This window comes from Pseudoalteromonas rubra, from assembly GCF_000967655.1.
GTDB lineage: Bacteria > Pseudomonadota > Gammaproteobacteria > Enterobacterales > Alteromonadaceae > Pseudoalteromonas > Pseudoalteromonas rubra_A.
Genome location: NZ_JXYA01000011.1, coordinates 115,083 through 136,739 on the forward strand (window position 1 = coordinate 115,083; position 21,657 = coordinate 136,739).

Below are 21,657 nucleotides of genomic sequence, written 5' to 3' on the forward strand. Positions count from 1 at the left end.
CCCCCATCCCCCTAAGGTTGACTCAAAATAAACAAGCCCGAAGCGGTGACACTCGGCTCATCAATTTCATTCAAATTAAAGTTGCCACGTAACTTGTTCAGCTCATCGCTAAACTGGGTATCGATCGTGCCTTCAGCGAGGTTTTGCCCGTGTGACGCAAAGTTCACCCCTAAGGTCATGCCGTTGGCATCTATCAGGCCATTAAAGGCGGCAAACCACTCGCCTTGTTGATCGTTAAAAGACAAAACGCCTTGTGGCACGGTGCCGTTGTCAAAGTCGACGTTGATTTGCATTTGAATGTTGCTGACGGCACCTGCGGAAGAGCTAAACTCGGCGCGCTCCAGCTGTGAATACAGTGCAGTTCCGGTGCGCTCAGCCAGCAGATCTTCGAGTGGGTCAATCCCCACGGTGTCGAGGTTTTCCTCGGTGATAAAGCTGTTTTCTGAGATATCACGGCCAACATCCGGTAAGGCGGCTTCAAAGGCAGCTTCAGTGGCGGGAGCTGTGGCTACCGGGGTTTGTGCTATGGCCAGTGTGGTTGTCTCGCCAGGGGCATCATCCAGATCGCTGGTGCCTGAAGCATTAGCTGCATCGTCTTGTGCATCCGGATCGCTGCCGCTGGTGGCTGCCTGAGCGCTTGGTGTCAGGCGCGACAGTTGTTGCGGTGGCGCGAGCAGGGGAGTGACTTCGCCACTTTGGCTGACCGTGGCAAAGGAAAAATTACCTTCCTGGCCCAGCAGCAGTGGCTCGTCATTGATGTCCACCTCAATGGTGCCATCCCAGACGGCCAGCAGTAAGGTATTGCTTTGCCATTCCACTTCATAGTGGGTGCCACGGATCCCGATACTGCCCACTGGGGTGCGTAGCTGGTAATTGTCTTTATTGCCTTTTATTTTGCCCGTGATAGTGCGCAATCCGCCCGTTACCAGCTCCATCACCACCGAGCCATCCTCCTCGGAAGCACCGGTATATTCATTGATAATGAGCTGGGTGTTTTCTTTCAGCGCGATGAGGGCGCCATCTTGCATACGCAGCTGCGCATTGCTTTGCTGGCCAGTATTGACCACATCAACATCAAATACCGGGCTGCGGCGTTTGAGCGTCCGCTGCGCGGCGCTGTCGCTGGCGGTCGCTACCACCTGCCCCCGTGACATCAGGGTTTTGCCCGCCGGGGCTGCGATACTGGTATGGGTTATGAGCAAGCTGGACAGCAGTAAAGTCAGCTGTGTGCCGTATCTGAGTGGCTGCCAGCGGGTGCGAGGATTAGAAATCATAATGTACTCCTAAAGACCATTCAGTGCGATCATAACTGTACAGTTGCAGTGAGCTGTCTTTGTCGTAATAAGCCAGCTTGGTTTCCAGGCCCCAGGCGGGGGTGATCTGGTATACCCAGCCCAGGTGAGCGATGTGGAGCGTTTCGTCCCGCACCTTTAAAAAGAAAGGATGTGCTGCGCGATGCTCTATATCACGGTACTGCACCCTGGCGTTAAGGCGGTGTGCATCATTGAGCCGATATACCAAAGCGGCGCTTATGTGAGCGTAATCGCGCGCATAGTGCTCTGCTGTCGGCTCTTCTGCTGGCTGCCAGGTGTACCCTGCGCTGACACGGACCAGCCAGTTGCGGGCCGCACGACTGATGGCGAACCCGGAGGTATAAAGACGACTGTCGAGCTCGCTGTCTCTGACGTTATTTAGGTTAAACGCGCTGATATTCAGTGTGGCTGCCCAGTGTTCATCAATGGCATATCTGAGCGCGCCAAACACGCCGGCATCCTGCTGATAAGTTGCCGAATCGAGTGACATTACGCCCAACTGCGCGCCTAGATGAAGCTGCAGGTCATCGATATCCTGAACATAGCTGACATTGGCGCTGAGCTGGGTTCTGTCGAATTCATCACTGTCCTGATGGCGTTGATCCGACAGTTGTATATTGGCCCGCCATGCCTGGTGCTGAGTTTGTTGCCAGCGGCCATCAAAACGGTAGCTGGTGCGGGCAAAGGCATCTGAGGCTTCGCGACTGCTGTCATCGAGTAAAATTGGCAGGCCGCCAATCACAATACGGTCATCGGTGGTCCCACTGTTGACGTTACTGTCGTGACCCAACGCCAGTGATACCCGATGCTTGAGCTGTTGCGCCATACTGGCCTGATTGTCCTCAATGGCATCCAGCGCGCGCTCAACTCTTTGTCTGAATTCATCGCTGAGTGAGGTCGCGAGCAGGCTATTGAGTGTGCTGGCAGCTTGTGGGTAGTTCTTTTGCTTGTTATAGGTTAAGCCAAGTAAATACAGGCTCGACTGGTGGTTAGGCTTGACTGCTAGCACACGCTCAAGTGCAAAAACGGCCTCGTTATAATGGCCCGTTTCGAGCGCGGCTCTGGCGTACAAAAAGTCGAATTCAGCATCGCCTGCGGCGGTTTCGAAGTGTGACTGCGCCAGTGCGTAGGCTTGTTCAAACTGGCCCTGATCCAGTGCTGATTTGAGTTGTGTGAGCGGCGTCGCTGCGGCCAGAGCGGCACTATTGTGCAGTCCAACCAGTAAAACGACCGGAATAAACGCGCGATGAAGTAATAGCTGCATAACAGATCACCCAAGGTTCGATTATTCTCTGGTACTGCCGGTCAACTTTGTTTGTAAGCATTATTTAATACTCAGGCGCAGTGCAGCGGCGACCTTAAGCTGCCATATTAAGCCACCGACAACACGCCACAGTATCACTGATAAAGGCATAACCGCTTAATCTCTATCAGTTTTAAGTTAACGGACCAAGAGAGTGTGATTAAATTATAGACAGTGCTTGCAATAATTCACTCGAAGTTACGGGTACAAATCATGTTTGTGTGATGATCTGAGTTTATTGAGGCTGGGTGTTGGCTGGCTGGCCTGCTTTGATCAGGGGGTAGTGTGCGCGCAGTTGCTGGTAGGTGCCATCCGCGATGATATCGCTGAGGCCCTGATTGAACTGCGCGATAAGCTGACGAGCACGCGGGTGGCTTTTGACAATGCCAATATGCAGTGGCCAGGATGCAACCACCTGAGTGTGTAAGGTAAAGGTGTCATGCTGAAAATGATGGCTGATGGCATAGGCCGCTGCAATGCGATCGGCGAGTAAACCATCGACCCGGCCAAGGTCCAGCTGGCGCAGACACTCAGTTAAATGCAGTTGTGTGATAACACTGATATCTGGGTGTCCGCTAAGCAGGTTTTGATAGGCAAAACCACGGATCATGCATACCCGTCTGCCAGCCAGAGAGCTTAGTCCGGAAAAAGACAGAGCCTGATCAGCACGCGAGATAAATATCAGCTCATTGTGTAAGTAGGCGTCGCTGAACAGGAATTGCTCTGATCTTTCGCGGGTATACCAAAGCGCCGGGATCAGGTCTATCTCGCCGTTTAACGCTAGCCGCATTGCCCTGCTGAACGGGGCAACTTCCAGGGCAAAGGTTTCGCCGCTGCGCGCAAAGGCGGCGGCAACAATCTCATAGCTGAGGCCGCTATCATCGCTGTGCACATAGGGGGGCCACACGCTATGGCTCCCCAGCAGCATAGGTTTTGCAACGAGCGGGAAGGCGTTAAGCAGGCATAAAAACAGTGCCATGAATATCAACTTGCGCACAACAACCTCCCTACTTACAGACTGATTTTAGTGTAGCTGAAATTGTCTCAATTGATATGCGCTGGCAAGTATTACGCGTAATTGTAATCTTGTGTTTCGGATCTGCTAAACAATGTAGATTTCACTTTGCCCGTCATGCCGATGTCACAATGGGCGTTTTATATTGGTTTATGGCCAACAAACAAAGACAACACATGATGACAACAAAACAGCGTATATATTGGGTATCACTGATAGCCGGAGCGGGTCTGTGCCTGGATCAGCTTAGCAAATGGTTTGCCGGCTATTACCTCAATGGCTGGCAGATGACCAGCTACTGGTTTGATCTGGTGCGCCTGGGATATCGGGAAAACAGCGGGGTGTTTCTGAGCCTGGGCAGTGAGTTACCGCCGCCACTGCGCAGCGTCTTGTTTATTGGGGTGATAGGTTTGCTGCTTGTAGCGATATTAATGTACACGCTAAAAGGTGCTGAGCTAAACCGCAATCAAGTCACGGGCCTGTCTTTGGTGTTGTCAGGCGGGGTGAGTAATTTAATTGATCGGGTGCTGAACAATGGTGCGGTGATCGACTTTCTTAATCTGGGGCTTGGTGAGTTGCGAACGGGGGTGTTCAATATTGCCGATGTTGCGATCCTGTGCGGTGCGGTGATGGTGATCCTCTTCACCAGTCACAATCAACATGTGGCCACGCAGAAAACCTGACATCAGCCACCTGCTTCATTGGCTGACGGGTAACTCGGAAGGTTTACTGAGCAGATAGGCCATGACCAGCAGCTCGGTCAGCGCCACGCCAAGCAGCACATACCAGGGCGCTGTAGTCATACACAAGAGTATGAACCCAAACAACATACCCAAGCCTGCGCCCCATTTGCCTTTGACCGGTACCACCTGATGGGTGTGCCAGGCATGCAGTGTGGGACCAAACTTAGGGTGAGCCAGTAACCAGTTGGCCAGCTTAGGGTTCGAACGGGTAAAGCAGGCCAGCGCCAGAATAAAAAAAATGGTGGTTGGCATCACTGGCAGGGCCATGCCAATAAAGCCCAGTGCGACGCATAAGATCCCGGCAAGATGCAACCAGAAGCAACGGTTAAAGAGTTTTTGAGCGTGTTTTTTCATCGCTGTCCTTCCCGGTTTTATCCCATGGGTTTATCTAGCTGTTACTTTTTTCATTATAGCCAAAAACACACGCACGAGTAGGCTGTGTAATATTTCTGTGCTGCGTGTAATATTTGACCAATTTGCGCAGGGTAAATCGGATTGTATTCCAGGGCAGGATTGCAGAGGTCACATCTGGTGGTGTCGCTAAGTGTTAAAACGCAGGAGGAAGCAGCAGCCGATGGGCTGCTGCCATGTGGGTATTTAGAAGTAATAACCAATATTGATATTAAAACGACGCTCCGTTTCATCGCTGTTACCCGCGATGGAGCCGCCCACAAACGGCTGATTTTTCGCAAGCACATAATCGATATAGGTAAAGAAGGCACCGGCAGAGAGTGACACGCCAGTCACGTTCATCCAGGTGTCTTCGCTGTCGTCCGACTTATCATAGATAATGCCGTAGTCATTGTAGAATTGCAGGCCTGTGATAGGGCCAAATTTCACAGGCAAGCTGTAGGCTAGGTTGGCATTGCTCATGGTTGCTTCGGCCGCAATGGAATCGAAAAATGCATACGCGCCAACCGCCATGCGTGTAGCTGGTGTGTCGACGTCATACTCGTATTCGCCATGCTGCAATTGTAAATTCCAGGGGCCATAGTTACCGTTCAGGTGAATTGCCCAGGCCATGTAATCACCGGCACTGTCGGTGCCATCATGCAGGCCGCCACTCAGGCCGGATACGCCCACCTCTGTGGTGCCCCCTTTGTGTTTAAAGTGATAGGCATAACGACCTGCAAAGGTGTTGTATTCGCCCAGCGGCTGCGTGGGGTCATCGTATACGCCGTCTCCTGCTTTACGAAAACCGACGATGTCGTAGGAATAGCGGTCGCTGCGATCTTCGACATAGCCGTCCACACCACCGAGTTCGTCATTCTTAAAAAAGCCCAGATCCAGCTGCCAGTTGTCGGCAACTTTGCGCTTAAATAACACACCCATATCGTGGTCGTCTTCTAACCCAATATAATAAGTGGTGTTAAAAAAGTAATTGTGAGAATTATAAGGCCAGTTACCAAAGGGCACTTTGGTCATGCCCACCTGAGCCTGCCAGTCTTTGGCAAAATCATAGTGTAAATAGGCATACTTGACTGCGGTCATGTAGTCGAAAAAGCGGATCTCGGCGTTGAGGCCAAAGCCACCCACGTTGCCCGAAAAGTTCAGTCGAAAAATATCGAAGTCAAAGTCACCGCCACGATTTTTGTTGTCGTCATCGTAGGAGGTGTGGCTGAGGTTGGTCCGAACTGCGCCACCCACTTTAATACTGGGTTTGGCAGGCGCCGTCTGCTGTGCCTTTTTATCGGCCTTTGCTTGTGCTTTTTCACGTGCTTGCTCACGTTCCATTTTATGAACTTTCTGCTGGAGCAGTTCTAGCTGCTTCTTTAGCTGTGCCAGTTCATCTTCGCTGGCAATGGCAGGGCCAGAAGACAACATCATAGCGCCGCACAGAGCCGTCATGAGTCGAGAGAGTTTTAGCATGGGAGAACACCCGTTTGTTTGAGTTAGTGAGAATAAATTACCTCTAAATAGCCTAGACTATCCGCGCTCAGGTTCCAAGTAATTGGCCGTGGGCGGAGGGAAATTTCCTGAATCTTTGGATAGTTGCACAACTATCAACTATATTTTCGACTAGTATCGTGCGCTTTAATTAGCAACAGTCGGTATGCGCGTTTTCAGCGCGTTGGCGCAGTTAATTAGCCCTGTGAGGAATCCACCCTATGACCATTTCGCAAAAGCTCAGGCTGGCTTTTATCGTTGCCATCGTCTCGCCTATTTTAATTATTGCCGTTTTGATTGTGACCCAAACCCGACAACTGGCGCTCGATAAGTTTGTTGAAATGAGTGGTCGGGAAGCCTTACAGGTTGATAACGGGATTGGCATGTTTTTCGATGAGATAGCCAAAAATGTGGAATTTTTGGCCACTAACCCGAAACTTACCCGGGCACAAAGCGAGGTGCAGGTTTACACCAATAAAAGCACCGCCAGTCAGCTTAACTCCCGCGCAGGCAGTGAGGTTGAGCAGGCCGTCTACGACCTGTTTGAGCGCTTTGGTGATACCCATCCGGGCATCGCTTATATCTATTTTGGTAACACCGAAGGGGGCTATATCCAGTGGCCACAGGGCGAGGTAAGCGCAAACTACGATCCGCGGCCAAGGCCCTGGTATCGCAGCGGACAAGCGGCCAATGGTAAAACCACCATGACTGATGCGTATTATTGGGCCCCCGATGACATGGCCATTGTATCAACCGTGCGCTCGGTCAGATCGAATGGCCGGGAGATTGGCGTGACGGGCATGGATGTGTCTTTGCAGGGTCTGACCAAGATCATTCGGGAGGTTAAACTGGGCGAAACGGGCTACCTGATGCTGGTGGAAGACACAGGTAAAATACTGGTTGATGCCAAACACAGCGACTACCGTTTTAAAGACGTAAAACAGGTCGAGAATGGTTTGTATAAGACCCTTGCCGCCAATCAGTCTGGCTTATATGAAATCCAGATTGAAGGCGTCGACTACTTTGCCAGCATTTATACCTCAAAGAAACTGGGCTGGAAGTTCATTGCCTTTGTGGAGCAAAGCGAAGTGATGGCCGCAGCCAATGCCATGACCTGGACGCTGGTGGTGCTCAGCGTGGTGCTGGTGGCTTTGTTTGTAGTGCTGGCGAATTACATTGCGCATGTGTTATCCGGTCCCATCGTAGAAGTCAGTGATGGCCTGACCATCATTTCTCAGGGCGGGGGAGACTTGACCCAGCGCCTGCAAGTCGACAGCAAAGATGAAACCGGCAAGCTGGCCGATAGCTTTAACAGTTTTCTTAACCTGATAGCACAACTGGTGATTGACATTAATGCCTGTGCCCAGCAGCTCAATCAAACCGCGCGTGCGACGGCGACGGAGTCGGAAGAGCTGACCAGCTCCACTGCCCAGCAGCAGCAGGCGCTGGAAATGGCTGCAACGGCCATTAATCAAATGGCGGCGACTGCTAACGAAGTGGCGTCCAGCTGTGCCAATGCCGCTGAGCTGGCGACGCAAACCCAACAGGCCTCGGAGCTGGGCCAGTCTGTGATGTCGGAAGCGGTAGACAGTGTGGCGGCGCTGTCGGATGTGATCAAACGGGCCACGTCTGACATTAACCAGCTGGACAGTGAAAGTGAGAACATTATGTCGATCCTGAGCGTGATCAGAGGGATTGCCGAGCAAACCAATTTGCTGGCGTTGAATGCGGCCATTGAGGCTGCCCGGGCGGGTGAGCATGGTCGCGGCTTTGCAGTGGTTGCCGACGAAGTCAGGGCGTTGTCGCAGCGCACCTCAGAGTCGACCGAAGAAATTGCCTCGCAGCTCGACAAGTTGAGAAAAATGACAGAAGGGGTATCGCAGGATATGCGCAGCAGTTTGACCCGCACAGACAAAACGGTCGAGCTGACCGGCTCTGCGCAAAGTCAGTTCAGCGAAATCACTCAGTCTATTCAGACCATCAGTGATCTGAACACGCAAATTGCCACCGCAGCGGAGGAGCAACAGCACGTTGCAGAAGACATTAACCGCAATGTAATTGAAATAAAAAATGCCGCAGACAGCGTGAGCGATGTGGCGAATAACACCAGCGAAAATGGCGATAAAATGCAGCGTTTATCTGAGCAATTAACCCAGCTGGTTGGCCAGTTCAAAGTGTGATGGCAGCCCCACGTGATGAATATCACTCATATTCGCTGGGTGGCTCTTACGCCGCCCAGACATTTTAGGTAAGGTAGTGCCAGTTTTAGTTTAAAAATAGGTGTTATATGGAACTTTCTGCCTCAGTAAAATTGGCACGTACCGAGTCCGGCCTGGAGTATTTTGACGTTAACGGACCGCTGTGTCAGGCCAAAATTTATCTTCAGGGTGCACAGATCACCGAATTCATTCCAGCAGGGCAGAAAAACCTGCTGTGGGTCTCCGAGGACGAAACCTATCTCGAAGGTCAGTCTATCCGCGGCGGTATCCCGATTTGCTGGCCCTGGTTTGGTGTACATGCTGAACCCGACTGGCCGGCACACGGTTTTGCGCGCAAGCAGGTTTGGCGTGCAGAGCGGGTTGAAGAAGACGAGTCGGCTATCCGCATTGTCTTGTCTTTACCAATGGTCAGCATAGATCGCACTTTCTGGCCCCATGAATCCAGTTTGACGGTCGAGTTTGTGCTCAGTGATCAGCTTGAAGTCAAACTCACTAATACCAACACCGGCAGCGAAACCTTTTCATTGACTCAGGCGCTGCATACTTACTTTCCAACTCCGGCAATAGCGCAAACCCGCGTGGATGGCCTGCAAGGCGCACAGTATATCGAGTTTGGTGAAGGGCCCTTTACTCAGGATGAAGTGGTCACTTTTGCCCGCGAAACCGATATGGTCTATACCCAGGCACCTGAAGTACAAATCATTGAAACGCCGGACGGCAAGATTGAAGTCGGCCGTGAGCATTCAAGCTCCTGCGTGTTGTGGAACCCCTGGATAGAAAAGTCGAAACGTCTGAGCAACTTCCGTGATGACGAATACCACACTATGCTGTGCCTTGAAGCGGCTAATGTGATGGACGACGCCGTCACCCTGGCCCCGGGCGAATCCCACACCCTAACCACCAAAATCTGTTGGCTTCAGTAAGACCGAAGCAACGCTTCGCAGCGATCGTGCAAAGTCGCGCTTTAGCGCGGCCTTTGCGCAAGGGTGAGCAACGTCTCGAATCTTGTGAGTGCGCGCAGCAAGATTAGTTGCAAACGTGAGGCCGCGGATGGCCGAACCGGACGCCTCCCACATGGATGTGCATCCACTCGTCGCTATGTGACACGTCTTTGTGGATACCACATTGGAACGCTGCGCCATTCACCTTGAACTGATACCTTAAGACCCGAACCTGATGCCCTCCACATGGAAGTGTGCCCACTTGTACCTCAACACAGACCGAAGCAACGCTTCGCAGCTATCGTGCAAAGTCGCGTTTTAGCGCGGCCTTTGCGCAAGGGGGAGCAGATCCCGGCTCGCGGGCCGGGATGACAGTGTGCTTCGCAGATACCTTGTAAAATCATGTTTTTACGCGGCCTTTGCGTGAGATGAAATGGGCTTCTTTAGCTAGTGCAGCGCCGTTTGCGATGAAACCCTACGCTGCTATCTTACACTCGACACTTCGTCATCCCGTGCTCGACACTTCGTCATCCCGTGCTCGACACGGGAGCTACTTAAAGCCATATAGCTGTTTGAATACTCAGCAAACTAGTCTGTCAGCAGTGCCCAGCTCGGCGTCCCCAACTCGGCGTCCCCAACTTACGAATGCAAGCCACAGATAGGACAAGCGCCTGTCAGGTGCTTTTCGTCTTTGCCAATTTCCCGTATTCTGCACACAGTGATAAACGAACAGGGAATACGATGGCAGTACTGATTGTTGATGACAACCCAGAGGTGCGACTAAGCGCTGCATTTTTACTTGAAGATCATGGTTTTGAAGTGTTTGAAGCCGAGCATCCGGAGGTCGCTAAGCAATTTCTGAGCTGTAAACAGATTGCGCTCATTTTGCTGGACATGAACTTCACCCGGGACACCACATCCGGTAATGAAGGACTGGCCTTTCTGAGCTGGCTACAGACTCAGCCCCGGCCACCGGCGGTGATCTGCCTGACCGGCTGGGGCAGCGTGACACTGGCCGTCGAGGCAATGCGTCTGGGGGCTGCTGATTTCATTGAAAAGCCCTGGCAAAACCCGCAACTGCTGGATGCCATCCGCAAGCAGAGTAAACTCAGTGTATTGCAGGCAAAGCGCAGTGAAACTTTGGATGCTGAGGTGGCGTTGCCCGCTTATTCATGGCGCTCTGCAGCAATGCAAACGCTGCTTGGTAAGCTTGAGCGGATCGCGGCCACAGATGCCAGTGTGTTGCTGTGTGGCGAAAGTGGCTGTGGTAAAAGCCATCTGGTGGAAACGCTTCATCAACATTCGGCACGCAGTGGCGGGCCGCTGATCAGCGTCAATATGGGCGCGATCCCGGAAAGCTTATTCGAAAGTGAAATGTTTGGTCACACCAAAGGGGCCTTTACCGACGCCAAGTCACAGCGTAGTGGCCGTTTTGAGCTGGCCAGTGGGGGCACCTTATTCCTCGACGAGGTGGCGACTATTCCCCTGACCCAGCAAGCTAAATTGCTGCGGGTGCTGGAAAGCGGTGAATATGAACGGGTAGGGAGCAGCCGTACTGAGTGTGCCGATATTCGCCTTATCTGTGCCACGAACAGCGACCTTGAGCAGGATGTGGCACAAGGGCGTTTTCGCAGCGATCTGTTTTATCGCATCAATACCTTTACCTTTGAACTGCCGCCATTGCGTGCCCGGCTGGATGATATTGTGCCTCTGGCAGAGCATCTGCTGGCGCGTCATGCGGCGCGGTATAAGCTGGCTACCAAGCCACTCGACAACGAGGCACAGGCCGCACTGCTGGCGTATCGCTGGCCCGGTAATATTCGTGAGCTCAGTCATGTGATGGAGCGGGCTTTATTGCTCAGCGAAGGGGCACAGATCTGTGCTGCCGACTGTCAGTTACGCTTAGCCAGCCCTAAGCCTGAGCAGGTGCACAGTCCGGTGTCACCTGCGCCAGGCGCTACGCTGGCCGAGGTCGAGAAAGCACTGATTGAGCAAACACTGGCGCTCCATCAGGGGCAGGTCAGCGAGGCAGCTAAAGCGCTTGGGCTGACCAAGTCCTCCTTATATCGTCGTCTGGATAAATACGGGTTACGCAGTGAAAGCTAACTTTGAGCGCAGTTTGCACTGGTATCTGGCCATGCTGGGGCTGGCAGTCGTGGCCTTGCTGTCCGGGTTGTTGTGGCAACTGGCGCTGCCCTGGTGGCAGATTGTGCTCGTTAGTGGCGCAGTCAGCGGGGTATTGTGGCGTCTGCATAAACAGCGGCTGGCACAGCTGAAGCGTATTTTTTCCCGCGCGCACTGGCAGCTAGAAGCCATGTTGCAGGCGGATTTTAGCCAGCAGCTGCGGCCACATTTTGAGTCCGGTCAGGTGGCGGCATTTGAACAGCAACTGATTGCCCTTAGCGAACAGTTACATCATCAGAAATCGCGTTATAACTCACAGATATTCGTGATTTATCAGCTTATCGACAAGCTCAATGCACCAATTCTGGTGTTTACCGAGGATTCGCGGTTAAGCTATGCAAATCAAGCCTTTGAAAGCTTGTATAGACAACCTTGGCAACACTATAAAGGCGCCACGGCCACTTCGCTTGGGCTGGAAGAAGCACAGCAGGGCTGGCAGTTTATCAGTCATGCCCAGGCGGCCCGCTGGCAGCTCCACAGCAGCTACTTTTACGAGCAGGGGGCCCGTCACAGTCTGCTGGTGGCGCTCGATATCACCAAGGCACTGCGGCAGAAAGAGCTGGCGGCCTGGCAACAGCTGATCCGGGTGATCAGCCATGAAATTCGTAACTCACTGACGCCGGTCAGTTCACTGGCGCAGAGCCTGGCAGAGCGTGCAACATCCGCCAGAGAGCAACAGGCACTGAGTGTGATTGAGCAGCGTTGCCTGCATTTACAGCACTTTGTGGCGCGTTATGGTGAGATCAGCAAAACCATAGAACCGCAGCTCCAAAAGATCCAGCTGGGGCCCTTGTTTGAGTCGGTCCGCGATTTGTTTACAACGCAACACCCCACACAGCAGATTGATCTGGACTGTCAGGCCCACCAGTGTCACTGCGATCCTCACTTGCTGGAGCAGGTACTGATCAACCTGGTTAAAAATGCCATTGAGGCGAATCAGTCGGCCAGTCCGGCGGGTCAAAGGGTGAGTCTGCGCAGCTATTATCTCAGCCCGGCGGTGGTGATTGAAGTTGCAGACGAAGGGGGCGGGTTTGCCAATCTCGACAATGTCCTGACACCGTTTTACTCCACCAAGGTCGATGGTCAGGGTATCGGCCTGACGTTCAGCCAGCACGTGATCGAATGCCATGATGGTCACTTCGAGGTGGCCAATGTCAACGAAGGTGAGCGATCAGGCGCGGTGATCAAGATGACTTTACCTAGTTGATAATAATTATCATTTGCGTATAATAAAGATCAGACTGATCTTAACCTGCGCTGACGCCGTATTATAAGGCCAGCAAACCCTGACCCGGGAGTGGACTGTGTTGGTTTTAATTCCTTTAATCTTATTTATTATCGCGACTGCGTGTGTCAGCCAGCTCAGGCTGGCCAGTCTGATGACGGCCAAACTCAGGGTATTGCTTGCCTGGAGCAGCGCGGGCATCCTGGCACTGGCTAAGATTTACGCAGGGCTGAGCCTGCCCGCCGCGCTGGCGGTGTTTGCTGTGGCGGGGGGAATATTGCACATGATAGGCTCATCGGATAAGCACACAGATGCCTGACCTAAGGCATAACCCAAGTTGTTTTAAAGTGTTTCAAAAGATAAATACCTACTGATTTTCAAGCACATTGTTTGCCATACTTAAGCCTGTTTAGGATCACTCAATCGAGGATGAGCATGGCTGTGCGTTTGACGACGACCCACTTTGTGGCATGGTACGCTGCATTGTTGTTACTGATATTCACTACCCACACGCGTGCCAGTGACTGGCAAACACTTCATACCGAGCATTTCAGAGTACACTATACCCCGGCTCAGCAGGCCTGGGCGCGCTCTGCCGCCACTGAGCTGGAACTGGTCAGAACATTGGTGCTACGGCAGCAGGGTCGGGCGCTGGATAGCATTGCCGATGTAGTGGTCTTTGATCCCATCAATGGCGCCAACGGGTTTGCCCTGCCAAGTACCGACACCCCTTTAATGGCGCTGTTTACCACGCCGCCTCAGTCGGACTCCGTCATTGCGAATAGCCCCGGCTGGCAGCAATTGCTGATCCTCCATGAGTATATCCATCTGGTGCATTTGTCTCAGCCCAGTCGCAGTCGCTGGCGTCAGCACTTGCGAGACTGGTTCGATATCTATGACCTGTCCAGTGCCGTGTTGCCCCGCTGGGTGGCCGAAGGCTATGCCACTTTGCTGGAATCACGACTGACGGGGCGTGGCCGCCTTTATGACAACTACAGCGAGGCCCTATTGCGCGCCTTTGCCCGCCAGGGGGCGCTGTTGTCTTACGGCGCGCTGAGCAATGGGGATGGCAGTTATCGCTCCAGTGCCATGGCTTATTTGCTGGGCGTGCGCTTTCTGGCCTGGCTGGAGGATAACCACGGTAAAGAAACGCTGGACGGCGTCTGGACGCGTGTACACGGGGTGCACAAGCGCAGCTTTGAAAGTGCTTTTAAAGGCGTATTCGGGCAAAGTGCGGCGCAGTTGTATCGTCGCTTTATTGCCGAATACACCTACCTGGCGATGACCGAAGAGCGCTCGCTGAGCGTGCTGAACAGCCCCTTATGGCTCGAATTTGACTACGCGGCGAGCGATCCTGTGTTATCCCCCGATGGGGCACAAATGGCAGTCACTGAGCGCAATCAGGACGGCGAGCGTTGGCTCAGAGTGTATAAAACCGAAGAAAATAGTGCAGCAAAAAAAGCCTTTGAGAGCGCACAGCAAGCGATTATAGATGCCGACCCCCAAGACATAAAAGATAAGCCGCCCGCTGTGTTTAAGCGTGAACTGGTGGCGGAGCTGGCCGCTATTGATTTTGCCGGAGCACAGTATCCGCAGTGGCACAATAAAGAGACCTTGTATTTTGTGGCCCGTGCCCGGGTGAATGAAGCGCGCGGCAACCGGGTTAACGATCTTTATCGCTGGCATATCCCGACAGGCGAAGTCACCCGACTCACCAGGGAGCTTGGGATCCGCCGATTTACCTTGCTGGATGGCGATACACTATATGCTGAACAGGTGCGCGATGGTTTTTCTGAGCTGGTACGCGTTGAGCCAGGCAGTCAGACAGTGACGCCCCTGAGCGAGCGTGATCTGGGCACGGTTTACGACTATCCTCAGCTTGCCCCGGATGGACGCCAGCTGGCCTATCTCAAAACCGCCCTCAATGGCAACTGGCAGTTGTATATACAAGACTTGCAATCGGCCACAATACGCCGCGTACCAATGCCTAGGGGATATCAGTATCTGACCGCGCCTGCCTGGCAGCAAGACGGGCAGGGGATCTACTTTATCGCCGGGCTGGACGCTCAGCTGGGTATCTATCGTTACGACTTAACACACAACCGCCTCTATCAGGTGACCTCCGGGCAAGCCGTTTTTGAGCAGCTGGTAGTGCGTGCCGCGCAGCCGCTGCTTTATGCCCACTCTACGCCTTTGGGTACCCGATTACATGCACTGGATAGTCAGGTCAGTGAGCAGCGAGTGACCGCGCTCAGCGAGGATTTTGCGGTGCCGCTGGGTAAGACAGATCCGGTGGTGCTACCCGATGCGCAGATCTATGAACCCGATGATACGGCTGTGACGCACAGTGACTATCAATGGCTGGCGCAAAACGCGTCGGCGGCCATATCAGCCCAGGCCAGTACGGCCAGCAGTGAGCTGCTGAGTGTGGGTCTAAAAGGCAGCGATTTGCTGCAACAATTGTCCTGGCAGGTAGGGCTGGTCCAGAGCAGCGATAATGTGCTTAATGGCAGCTTTGCGGCCCTGCGCTACCGTTCGGGAGACTGGCGTTTTGATGTCCATCTGAGCGACTATCGTTTTGATAGCCACCGTCAGCACGGTGAGGCGCAGCTGGCAAGATTAAATGGTATGGGAATGAGTAGCCGTCTGAGTCATGAATGGCGCTTTGATACTTTGACCATTGCGCCTTTTGCCGCGCTCACCCACTACGATGATGACGGCCAGCAGGCCATCACCACGCAGTGGGCCGGGTTAGATCACGGGTGGTATAACTACCGCCAGGATTTTGCGCTGGGGTATCGGGTTAAGGGTGCGTTGCTCAGTGGCGATGCCACCGGGCATGGTTATGACTGGCAGGGGTTTGGCAAAGCCTGGGACTGGCCCTGGTTTGTGGGTGTGCAGTCTCAGTATCGTACCTCGCAGGCCATGCGGCTTGGCGGATTTGATAACAACCTGCTGAGCGGGCGTACACGCAGCGATCTGGTGTTAAGTCCTGAGCTACCGTTTCAGTTTGCAACGGGCCGGCATTACTATGGCTATGAGCTTGCATCCAGCTGGAAGCTCGGGCAGCCCAGAGTGTTTATCAAGCATCACCGTTTTGATGGTCAGCGCATTGCCAAAAGTTACGGCGTGAAGTGGCAGCTCGAGTTGAGCCAGCAGGCGCTGGGGTGGGCAAACTGGTTTGCGCCTGCCGGGGTGACCGATCTGCGCTTTGATTTGGGCATTGCCCGGGTAGAAAGCGACCTGGCCGACGATACCTTACGGGCCTGGCTGGGACTGTGGTATGCACTTTAATTAACGAAAAAAGAAAAAGGCAGCGGAGGCTGCCTTTTAGGGAGAAAAGTTTAACGCAGTATTACTGGTAATTCGCAACCAGGCTCAGGCCTGAATAAGCGTTGTAGGCACGAATACCCACCCAGTAACGGCCTGCACCATCGTTTTGCGTGCAGTTTTCCGTGTTACCCCAGCGGTAAGGACGGCAGTCATAGACTTGTGTTGTAGGTTGCTCACCTTTGCGTACGTACAAGTCTGCATCACCGCTGCCACCTGAGATATCAAAGGTGATGTTGGTTGCGCCAGCCGGTACGTCGAAGTAGAAGTAAGTCATTTCACCGCGTGCCGCCGACAGGCCTGTTTTAGCAACGCCTTTTTGCAGTTGATCTTCACCACCCGGGCCATACACAGGCACTTCTTTAGTTGTGGTTGCAGTGGCGCCGGTGTTGTCTGTGATGGTCAGTGAGACGGTGTAGTTACCCGCTGCGGCATACGTGTGGTTGACGGTTGCACCGAATCCAGTGCCGCTGTCACCATAGCTCCACTCATATTGAGAGATTGCACCGTTTGGTGAGCTTGAAGCGCTGCCGTCAAAGCTACACGCCAGTTCAGTACAGCTGGCCGTAAAGTCTGCGGTGGGAGTTGGCTCGCTGTTGTTGTCGCCATCCGGGATACCATTGAAGTGGCTAGATACCTGAGGCCAGATCTTGCTGATCTTAACGCCCTGGTTAGTACAGCCACCAAAGTGGTGCAGTGCAATGACCTTGTTGCTTGCAGCCGCCAGTACCGGTGAACCAGAAGAGCCGCCTATGGTGTCACAGTAGTAACCCATGTCTGTACCTGTACCACGACCGTTCGCTGTCACTACGTCTGCCTGACACAGGCCGTTGCTGTTCTGATCAGATTCAATCGCCAACTCTTTGGGGTTACCAGCGCCGTGCTGAGGAATGTAGATGCGCTCGCCCTGAGTGGCATCGCGAACATCCAGGCCAAAGTAACCAAACGGCTGGGCTTTGTTGAACTCGTTGATGGTGAACAGGGTGTAGTCGAGCGTGTAGTCAGAAGACAGGAAGTCTTTACCTGTGACTTTCACGACTGTTTCAAGGTTTGAGCCATTACAGCTGGTGTGCTGATAGTTGAACCATACTTCAGTATTCGACAGCTCAGACGCCGAACCCACGCAGTGTTCGTTGGTGAACATGCGGTTGTCCGGGCCAACACGCCAGCCGGTACACAGGCCGCTGCCGTTCATCAGCAGGCGGGCAACCGGGCGAGTACGCTCAAATTCTGTTGGGTTTGAACCTGCCCAGCACTGTACGTCACGACGTTCGTTCACGCCACAGGTCGACTCAATACCTACATCCGTTGACGCATTCATGGCTTCCATCATCGGGGTGTTTTCGGTGCCGTGGTCATAGAAATCGATGACGGCTGGCATCATCGCCTGGGTTGCAATCTGCTCTGAGCCTGACGCGGTGCCCGGGGTGTATTCAACCACTGCGGTGTCGGCAGAGATAGACATCGCCGAGAAGCTGCTTACGCCGTCATCGCCCAGCTTGCTGTTAACCGTTGCGGCACGCATATTCGCTTCGGTGTACTCGTAACGCTCACTGCCATCAACCGAGCGCACAACCAGCTTACCGCCATTGGCCAGATTGACATTTTTGAAGTGTAGTTTGATGTAGCTGGCATCCGGGTGGCTGATAGTACGGCTAATAACCGTGCTGCCTGTGCTGCTCAGCGTGACAAATTCCTGACCGAGCGAAATATTGGCATCGGCACGGGCACCAATGATGGCCTTACTGGCCTTGCTGGTGTATTGCATCATTTGTGCTTCCGTCAGTGGCGCGGTGTTTTGAGCCAGTGCAGCGGTAGAGAGTAAGCCTAGCGCAGAGACAAGATAGGTGAGTTTCATTGCTGTTCCTTTTTCACTTGTTGTTGAATAATTTTTAGAATAAAAAGTTATTGAATAAATTTCGCACAGGTACAAAGGTAATCACAAAAAATGGTATTGTAAAGAAAGTGATAATAAAAAATTAAATAAGTAAATCATCACTCGCTTTTCAGGCTGTGTGGCGTCGTACTATGGGGAAGGAATTTTTATCCCGGAGGGGGAGCTACTCTTAGTTGTTGCAAAACAGTACGGAAAAAGCAGTTAAATTCGCCAAAAAGAGGTGAAATGTTTGAAACTGCCTTTGTTTTCTAAGTTGTATCAGAAATCATAAATGCGCGCCAGAACTTGACTGTTACACTTAACTAAAGATTTACATAATCAAGAGGTATGGGAGTGCAGGGGAGAAAACCAAAGATAATAGATTACCGTTTGGATCGTCATAAAAGATGACTAGCCAATCTGACTCAGTATGAGCGGTTGCTGGATTTATGCCTCCGGCCGGCATGCAATTCTTATTAAAATATTCATAAAATATCCCTTTTATAGATACAGTTTGTTTCCACAGTGTTAGCCTTTCATTTTTATATGGATGTATTATCTGTAAAGTAGGTGTTAATTATACAGCCAAATGCTTGCTGCCAGTTTAGCCAAGTCCAATGTTGTCATGTGGTTTAATGGACCTGGGGTAACTTGCAATGAAGAAAATAACGAATTAAGAAATGACTGGACTAACCTGCAGAGCAAAGGGTTCTATCAGCTCAGGGTCCGGTAAATCAAGACCTCAGGTTTAAGTATTGTCGAGCCATAAACTTATCCACAGTTAAGTGGTGGCTCACATGATTAACCAAACCACTTACAAAACCCACCAGCTTCATGTCAAACACAAAAAACAACACTAAGAAATGAAAAAGGACAAGGATGAGAGTTATAAAAATAACTTTTGTTTGTAAATTGATAGTCGCCAGCCTGCTGGTGCATTTCAAAGCACACGCAACAACCGAGCCAGTTGCCGGTTACGAATACAATACAAATTCAAACTTTACAGTAGCAGCCAATGAAAAGGCCAGTAGCGATTTCCTGATAGTCAACGGTGACTCAGAAACCACGGAGCTTACTTTTGAGCGCTTTGAGGTCAGCAATAAGCCTCTACTCATTAAACTTTCAAACACCAGTCAGGTTAAAACGATAGTGATCAATTCTCGCTATCTCAAGCTTAGAAATAGTATTTCTATTATTGGTAAATCAGTAAACTTAATGTTTGTATCAACTGATGGAACTCTCGAGTGTACCCGCTGCGTTTTCGATAATGCGGAGCGGATCACACTGGTGCATGGCTCTTACCAGCACTCGGATGGTGGTCTCATCAAAGGCCGCCAAGTTGATGGTAGTTTTGGGGGGAGCGCACTCAGCAGTAAACCCACTCAAACAAAGTTACCAGTAAGAGGAGCAATAAGCGGCAGAATAACCACTAATGCATCCGGACGAGTGACGATTAACAACCTCAGTGCGCCAGGAGCACACTCACTCGAAGTGATGGCCGACCACATTGTTACATCGGGGACGATTGATCTTAACCTGCGTGCACAACGCCATCCTCAGGGCGGGTTTATCTTTGCCGAAAATGGCAGCTATGTGCTTGGCTCGGGTGGGATTAATTTGTATCCAGGCAGACTGACCATTAAATACAGTGATCTGGATGTTCTGTCAGCGAGCACAAAAAATGAGGTCTATCAGCCTGGCGGCATATTTAAGGCGGCGAGCATAGGTATCGTTGCTGCTCAGCCTGTCACTATTCCTTCAGCGACTGAATTGAATACCATGTCCGATGCACTGGCAACCAGCACGCGCCAGGGGCATTTTCATGCGCCCGCTGAAGGTGTATTTATTCAGGTAGCTAAGCATGAAAGTGCTTTGCTGACAGTACGTGGCAAGCTTTACAGCGATAGGATCGTCACAACCAAAACAATTGGTGGTACAACTTTTAGTGCCGACGCGCGCATTATGGCGCAAACGGTAAAGGCTTTTGGGGATGATTACATACTTAATCATGGCTATATTGATGCAGACAACATAAAGGTTGACGCAGAACGATTCATTAATACTGGAACGCTAAATGGCTCTGAGGTGGTTATTGAAACCAATGGTGATGTGCACAATGCCTTTGGCGGAGTAATTACAGCGGGCAATCTCAGCGCAGTATTAACAAACGGTATGTTCACCAATGGCTCAAGAACAAACAGGTCAATCCAATCCGCAAGCATGCCTTTGATGGCGCCCTCTATCAGGGTCGACAGCACGAGTCACGGCCCCTATTCCCTTTATGACCAGGCGGGAGTTATTCAAAGTCGATTGAGTGCCAAAATTCATGCAAACACGATAACAATCGCCGCCAAGGCCATTGAGAATATTAACCCTTATCATATTTCCGAGCCGCGCGGGGTTGACTGGAGTAAAGGCATAAGGGTGAATACCGTACAGGCTGATCGGGTCTCGATTGCAGCTGAATCTTCACTGGCTTTGAAAGCGCAGGAGTACATTCGTAATACGTCAGCCATTATGCGCCTGAACCAGGCGGGTTTGTTCCAGATAGACACCCCGCTCATGTTTAATGACAGGTATCGTCTTGAAACCACCTCATATGTCGTTTCTCGTTTTGCTTATTCGGGAGAAAACCTGGGCAGTCACGATATTGTTGAACAAGGTCACGGTACTAAAATTTCGGCCTACTCGCCGCCAGGTCGGGTGATCAGTTTTGGCCGGTTTGATGTGGGTAGTAAAAATGTCCCTTCAACAAGACGACGTTTCGTGAATGCGTTTTCTTATATTGAATTGTTTGGAGAGGCGCGCTTTCAGAAGTTAGATCTTGAATCGATTGGCATTTTGCTAAATGAAAGCATAGTACAAGAGCATGTGAGCGCACTTAGGCTATGCGTTGCTCATCGTATTTGTGACGGCGGGCAGTCCAATACTCATGTAACCACCTCAGTAGAAGGGGAAACGCTGCTATCGATACATGGCAACGTATACGGTATTAATCCGAATGTTGACACGCAAAGCCAGTTTTCAAAGACAAACGTAGACTCTGATGATGACAACCTCAAAGAAAAAATTAACGAATATTTTCAGCAATATGTCAGCAGAACAGATGAAGATACTTATCAGGGGTATTACGCACCACGGATCATTGATGAGGGCACGGTGGTTCTGGTGCATTTGTATCGATGTGACGGGTATCGAATCGTTGAGCATGGTCTGATTGAAGAAAGAAATTGCGATACATATGACACCTTGAGGGTGCCCCTGTCGACAGTGATAGGGTCTAATTCCGACGCAGATTTCGGCGGCACTGGATATACCTTTGCGGCACTGAGCGACGCCGCCAAACGTTATGCCAGTACACGTTTGCCAACCCGCTCTAAAGACTCTCGATGTGAACCACAAATCGGCAGTGACGTTCTGTATTCCTGTACCGCTCAAGGTTATCAGTATCAGGATGTTGTGGTGATTGGCGAAGGTGATCAGGTGACTATTCGTTATCACTACCAAATTTACATTGAAAAAACATGTGACACGAAATGTGACAACAAGCGTACGACTATCGCGGTTACACACAATTTAACCGTCAATGTAACAGAACTCATGGCTGCGCAGTAAAAGGAG

14 protein-coding genes are annotated in these 21,657 nt (G+C 51.7%); 8 read left to right on the top strand and 6 right to left on the bottom strand.

Features of this window, described 5'->3' with window-relative positions:
* Window positions 1-11: 11 nt before the first annotated feature.
* The 3 genes from TW77_RS06495 to TW77_RS06505 form a co-directional block, all read right to left on the bottom strand.
* Window positions 12-1,274: a FecR family protein gene (locus TW77_RS06495; protein WP_052713078.1), complete on the bottom strand. Its 1,263-nt coding sequence runs from the start codon at window positions 1,272-1,274 to the stop codon at window positions 12-14.
* Entirely contained in the window at window positions 1,264-2,577 is a 1,314-nt protein-coding gene (locus tag TW77_RS06500; protein ID WP_046004153.1) for a tetratricopeptide repeat protein, read from the bottom strand. The genes TW77_RS06495 and TW77_RS06500 overlap by 11 nt, the downstream gene beginning before the upstream one ends.
* Before the next feature lie 274 nt (window positions 2,578-2,851).
* Entirely contained in the window at window positions 2,852-3,613 is a 762-nt protein-coding gene (locus TW77_RS06505; protein ID WP_052713079.1) for a substrate-binding periplasmic protein, read from the bottom strand.
* 194 nt (window positions 3,614-3,807) lie between these two features.
* On the opposite strand from TW77_RS06505, the gene lspA reads away from it, so the two are divergent.
* Entirely contained in the window at window positions 3,808-4,314 is a 507-nt protein-coding gene (gene lspA, locus TW77_RS06510; protein WP_240479463.1) for a signal peptidase II, read from the top strand.
* A gap of 15 nt (window positions 4,315-4,329) precedes the next feature.
* Here the strand turns inward: lspA and TW77_RS06515 are convergent, their stop codons facing one another.
* Complete coding sequence (locus TW77_RS06515; protein ID WP_046004154.1) at window positions 4,330-4,728, bottom strand: YbaN family protein; 399 nt, start codon at window positions 4,726-4,728, stop codon at window positions 4,330-4,332.
* Window positions 4,729-4,971: 243 nt separating this feature from the next.
* Window positions 4,972-6,243, bottom strand: a complete 1,272-nt coding sequence (locus tag TW77_RS06520; protein ID WP_046004155.1) for a porin — start codon at window positions 6,241-6,243, stop codon at window positions 4,972-4,974.
* A gap of 239 nt (window positions 6,244-6,482) precedes the next feature.
* Here TW77_RS06520 and TW77_RS06525 point away from each other — a divergent pair, with 239 nt between their 5' ends.
* The 6 genes from TW77_RS06525 to TW77_RS06550 all read left to right on the top strand — a co-directional run bounded on the left by TW77_RS06525 (window position 6,483) and on the right by TW77_RS06550 (window position 16,124).
* Window positions 6,483-8,441 carry a methyl-accepting chemotaxis protein gene (locus TW77_RS06525; RefSeq protein ID WP_046004156.1) on the top strand — a complete coding sequence of 653 codons (1,959 nt, stop codon included), beginning with the start codon at window positions 6,483-6,485 and terminating at the stop codon, window positions 8,439-8,441.
* Between the two features lie 107 nt (window positions 8,442-8,548).
* Window positions 8,549-9,403 (top strand): D-hexose-6-phosphate mutarotase, encoded by an 855-nt coding sequence (locus TW77_RS06530; protein WP_046004157.1) that lies wholly within the window; start codon window positions 8,549-8,551, stop codon window positions 9,401-9,403.
* Window positions 9,404-10,162: 759 nt separating this feature from the next.
* Complete coding sequence (locus tag TW77_RS06535) at window positions 10,163-11,527, top strand: sigma-54-dependent transcriptional regulator (RefSeq protein WP_046004158.1); 1,365 nt, start codon at window positions 10,163-10,165, stop codon at window positions 11,525-11,527.
* The gene (locus tag TW77_RS06540) at window positions 11,517-12,812 is read left to right on the top strand and encodes a sensor histidine kinase (protein ID WP_240479464.1); all 1,296 of its coding nucleotides are present in this window, start codon (window positions 11,517-11,519) and stop codon (window positions 12,810-12,812) included. The genes TW77_RS06535 and TW77_RS06540 overlap by 11 nt, the downstream gene beginning before the upstream one ends.
* Before the next feature lie 97 nt (window positions 12,813-12,909).
* Window positions 12,910-13,149: a hypothetical protein gene (locus TW77_RS06545; protein WP_046004159.1), complete on the top strand. Its 240-nt coding sequence runs from the start codon at window positions 12,910-12,912 to the stop codon at window positions 13,147-13,149.
* A gap of 116 nt (window positions 13,150-13,265) precedes the next feature.
* Window positions 13,266-16,124: a TolB family protein gene (locus TW77_RS06550; protein WP_046004160.1), complete on the top strand. Its 2,859-nt coding sequence runs from the start codon at window positions 13,266-13,268 to the stop codon at window positions 16,122-16,124.
* Between the two features lie 61 nt (window positions 16,125-16,185).
* Here the strand turns inward: TW77_RS06550 and TW77_RS06555 are convergent, their stop codons facing one another.
* Complete coding sequence (locus TW77_RS06555; protein ID WP_046004161.1) at window positions 16,186-18,018, bottom strand: PKD domain-containing protein; 1,833 nt, start codon at window positions 18,016-18,018, stop codon at window positions 16,186-16,188.
* An 897-nt stretch (window positions 18,019-18,915) separates the two neighbouring features.
* On the opposite strand from TW77_RS06555, the gene TW77_RS06560 reads away from it, so the two are divergent.
* Window positions 18,916-21,651: a hypothetical protein gene (locus TW77_RS06560; protein ID WP_046004162.1), complete on the top strand. Its 2,736-nt coding sequence runs from the start codon at window positions 18,916-18,918 to the stop codon at window positions 21,649-21,651.
* Window positions 21,652-21,657: the final 6 nt, after the last annotated feature.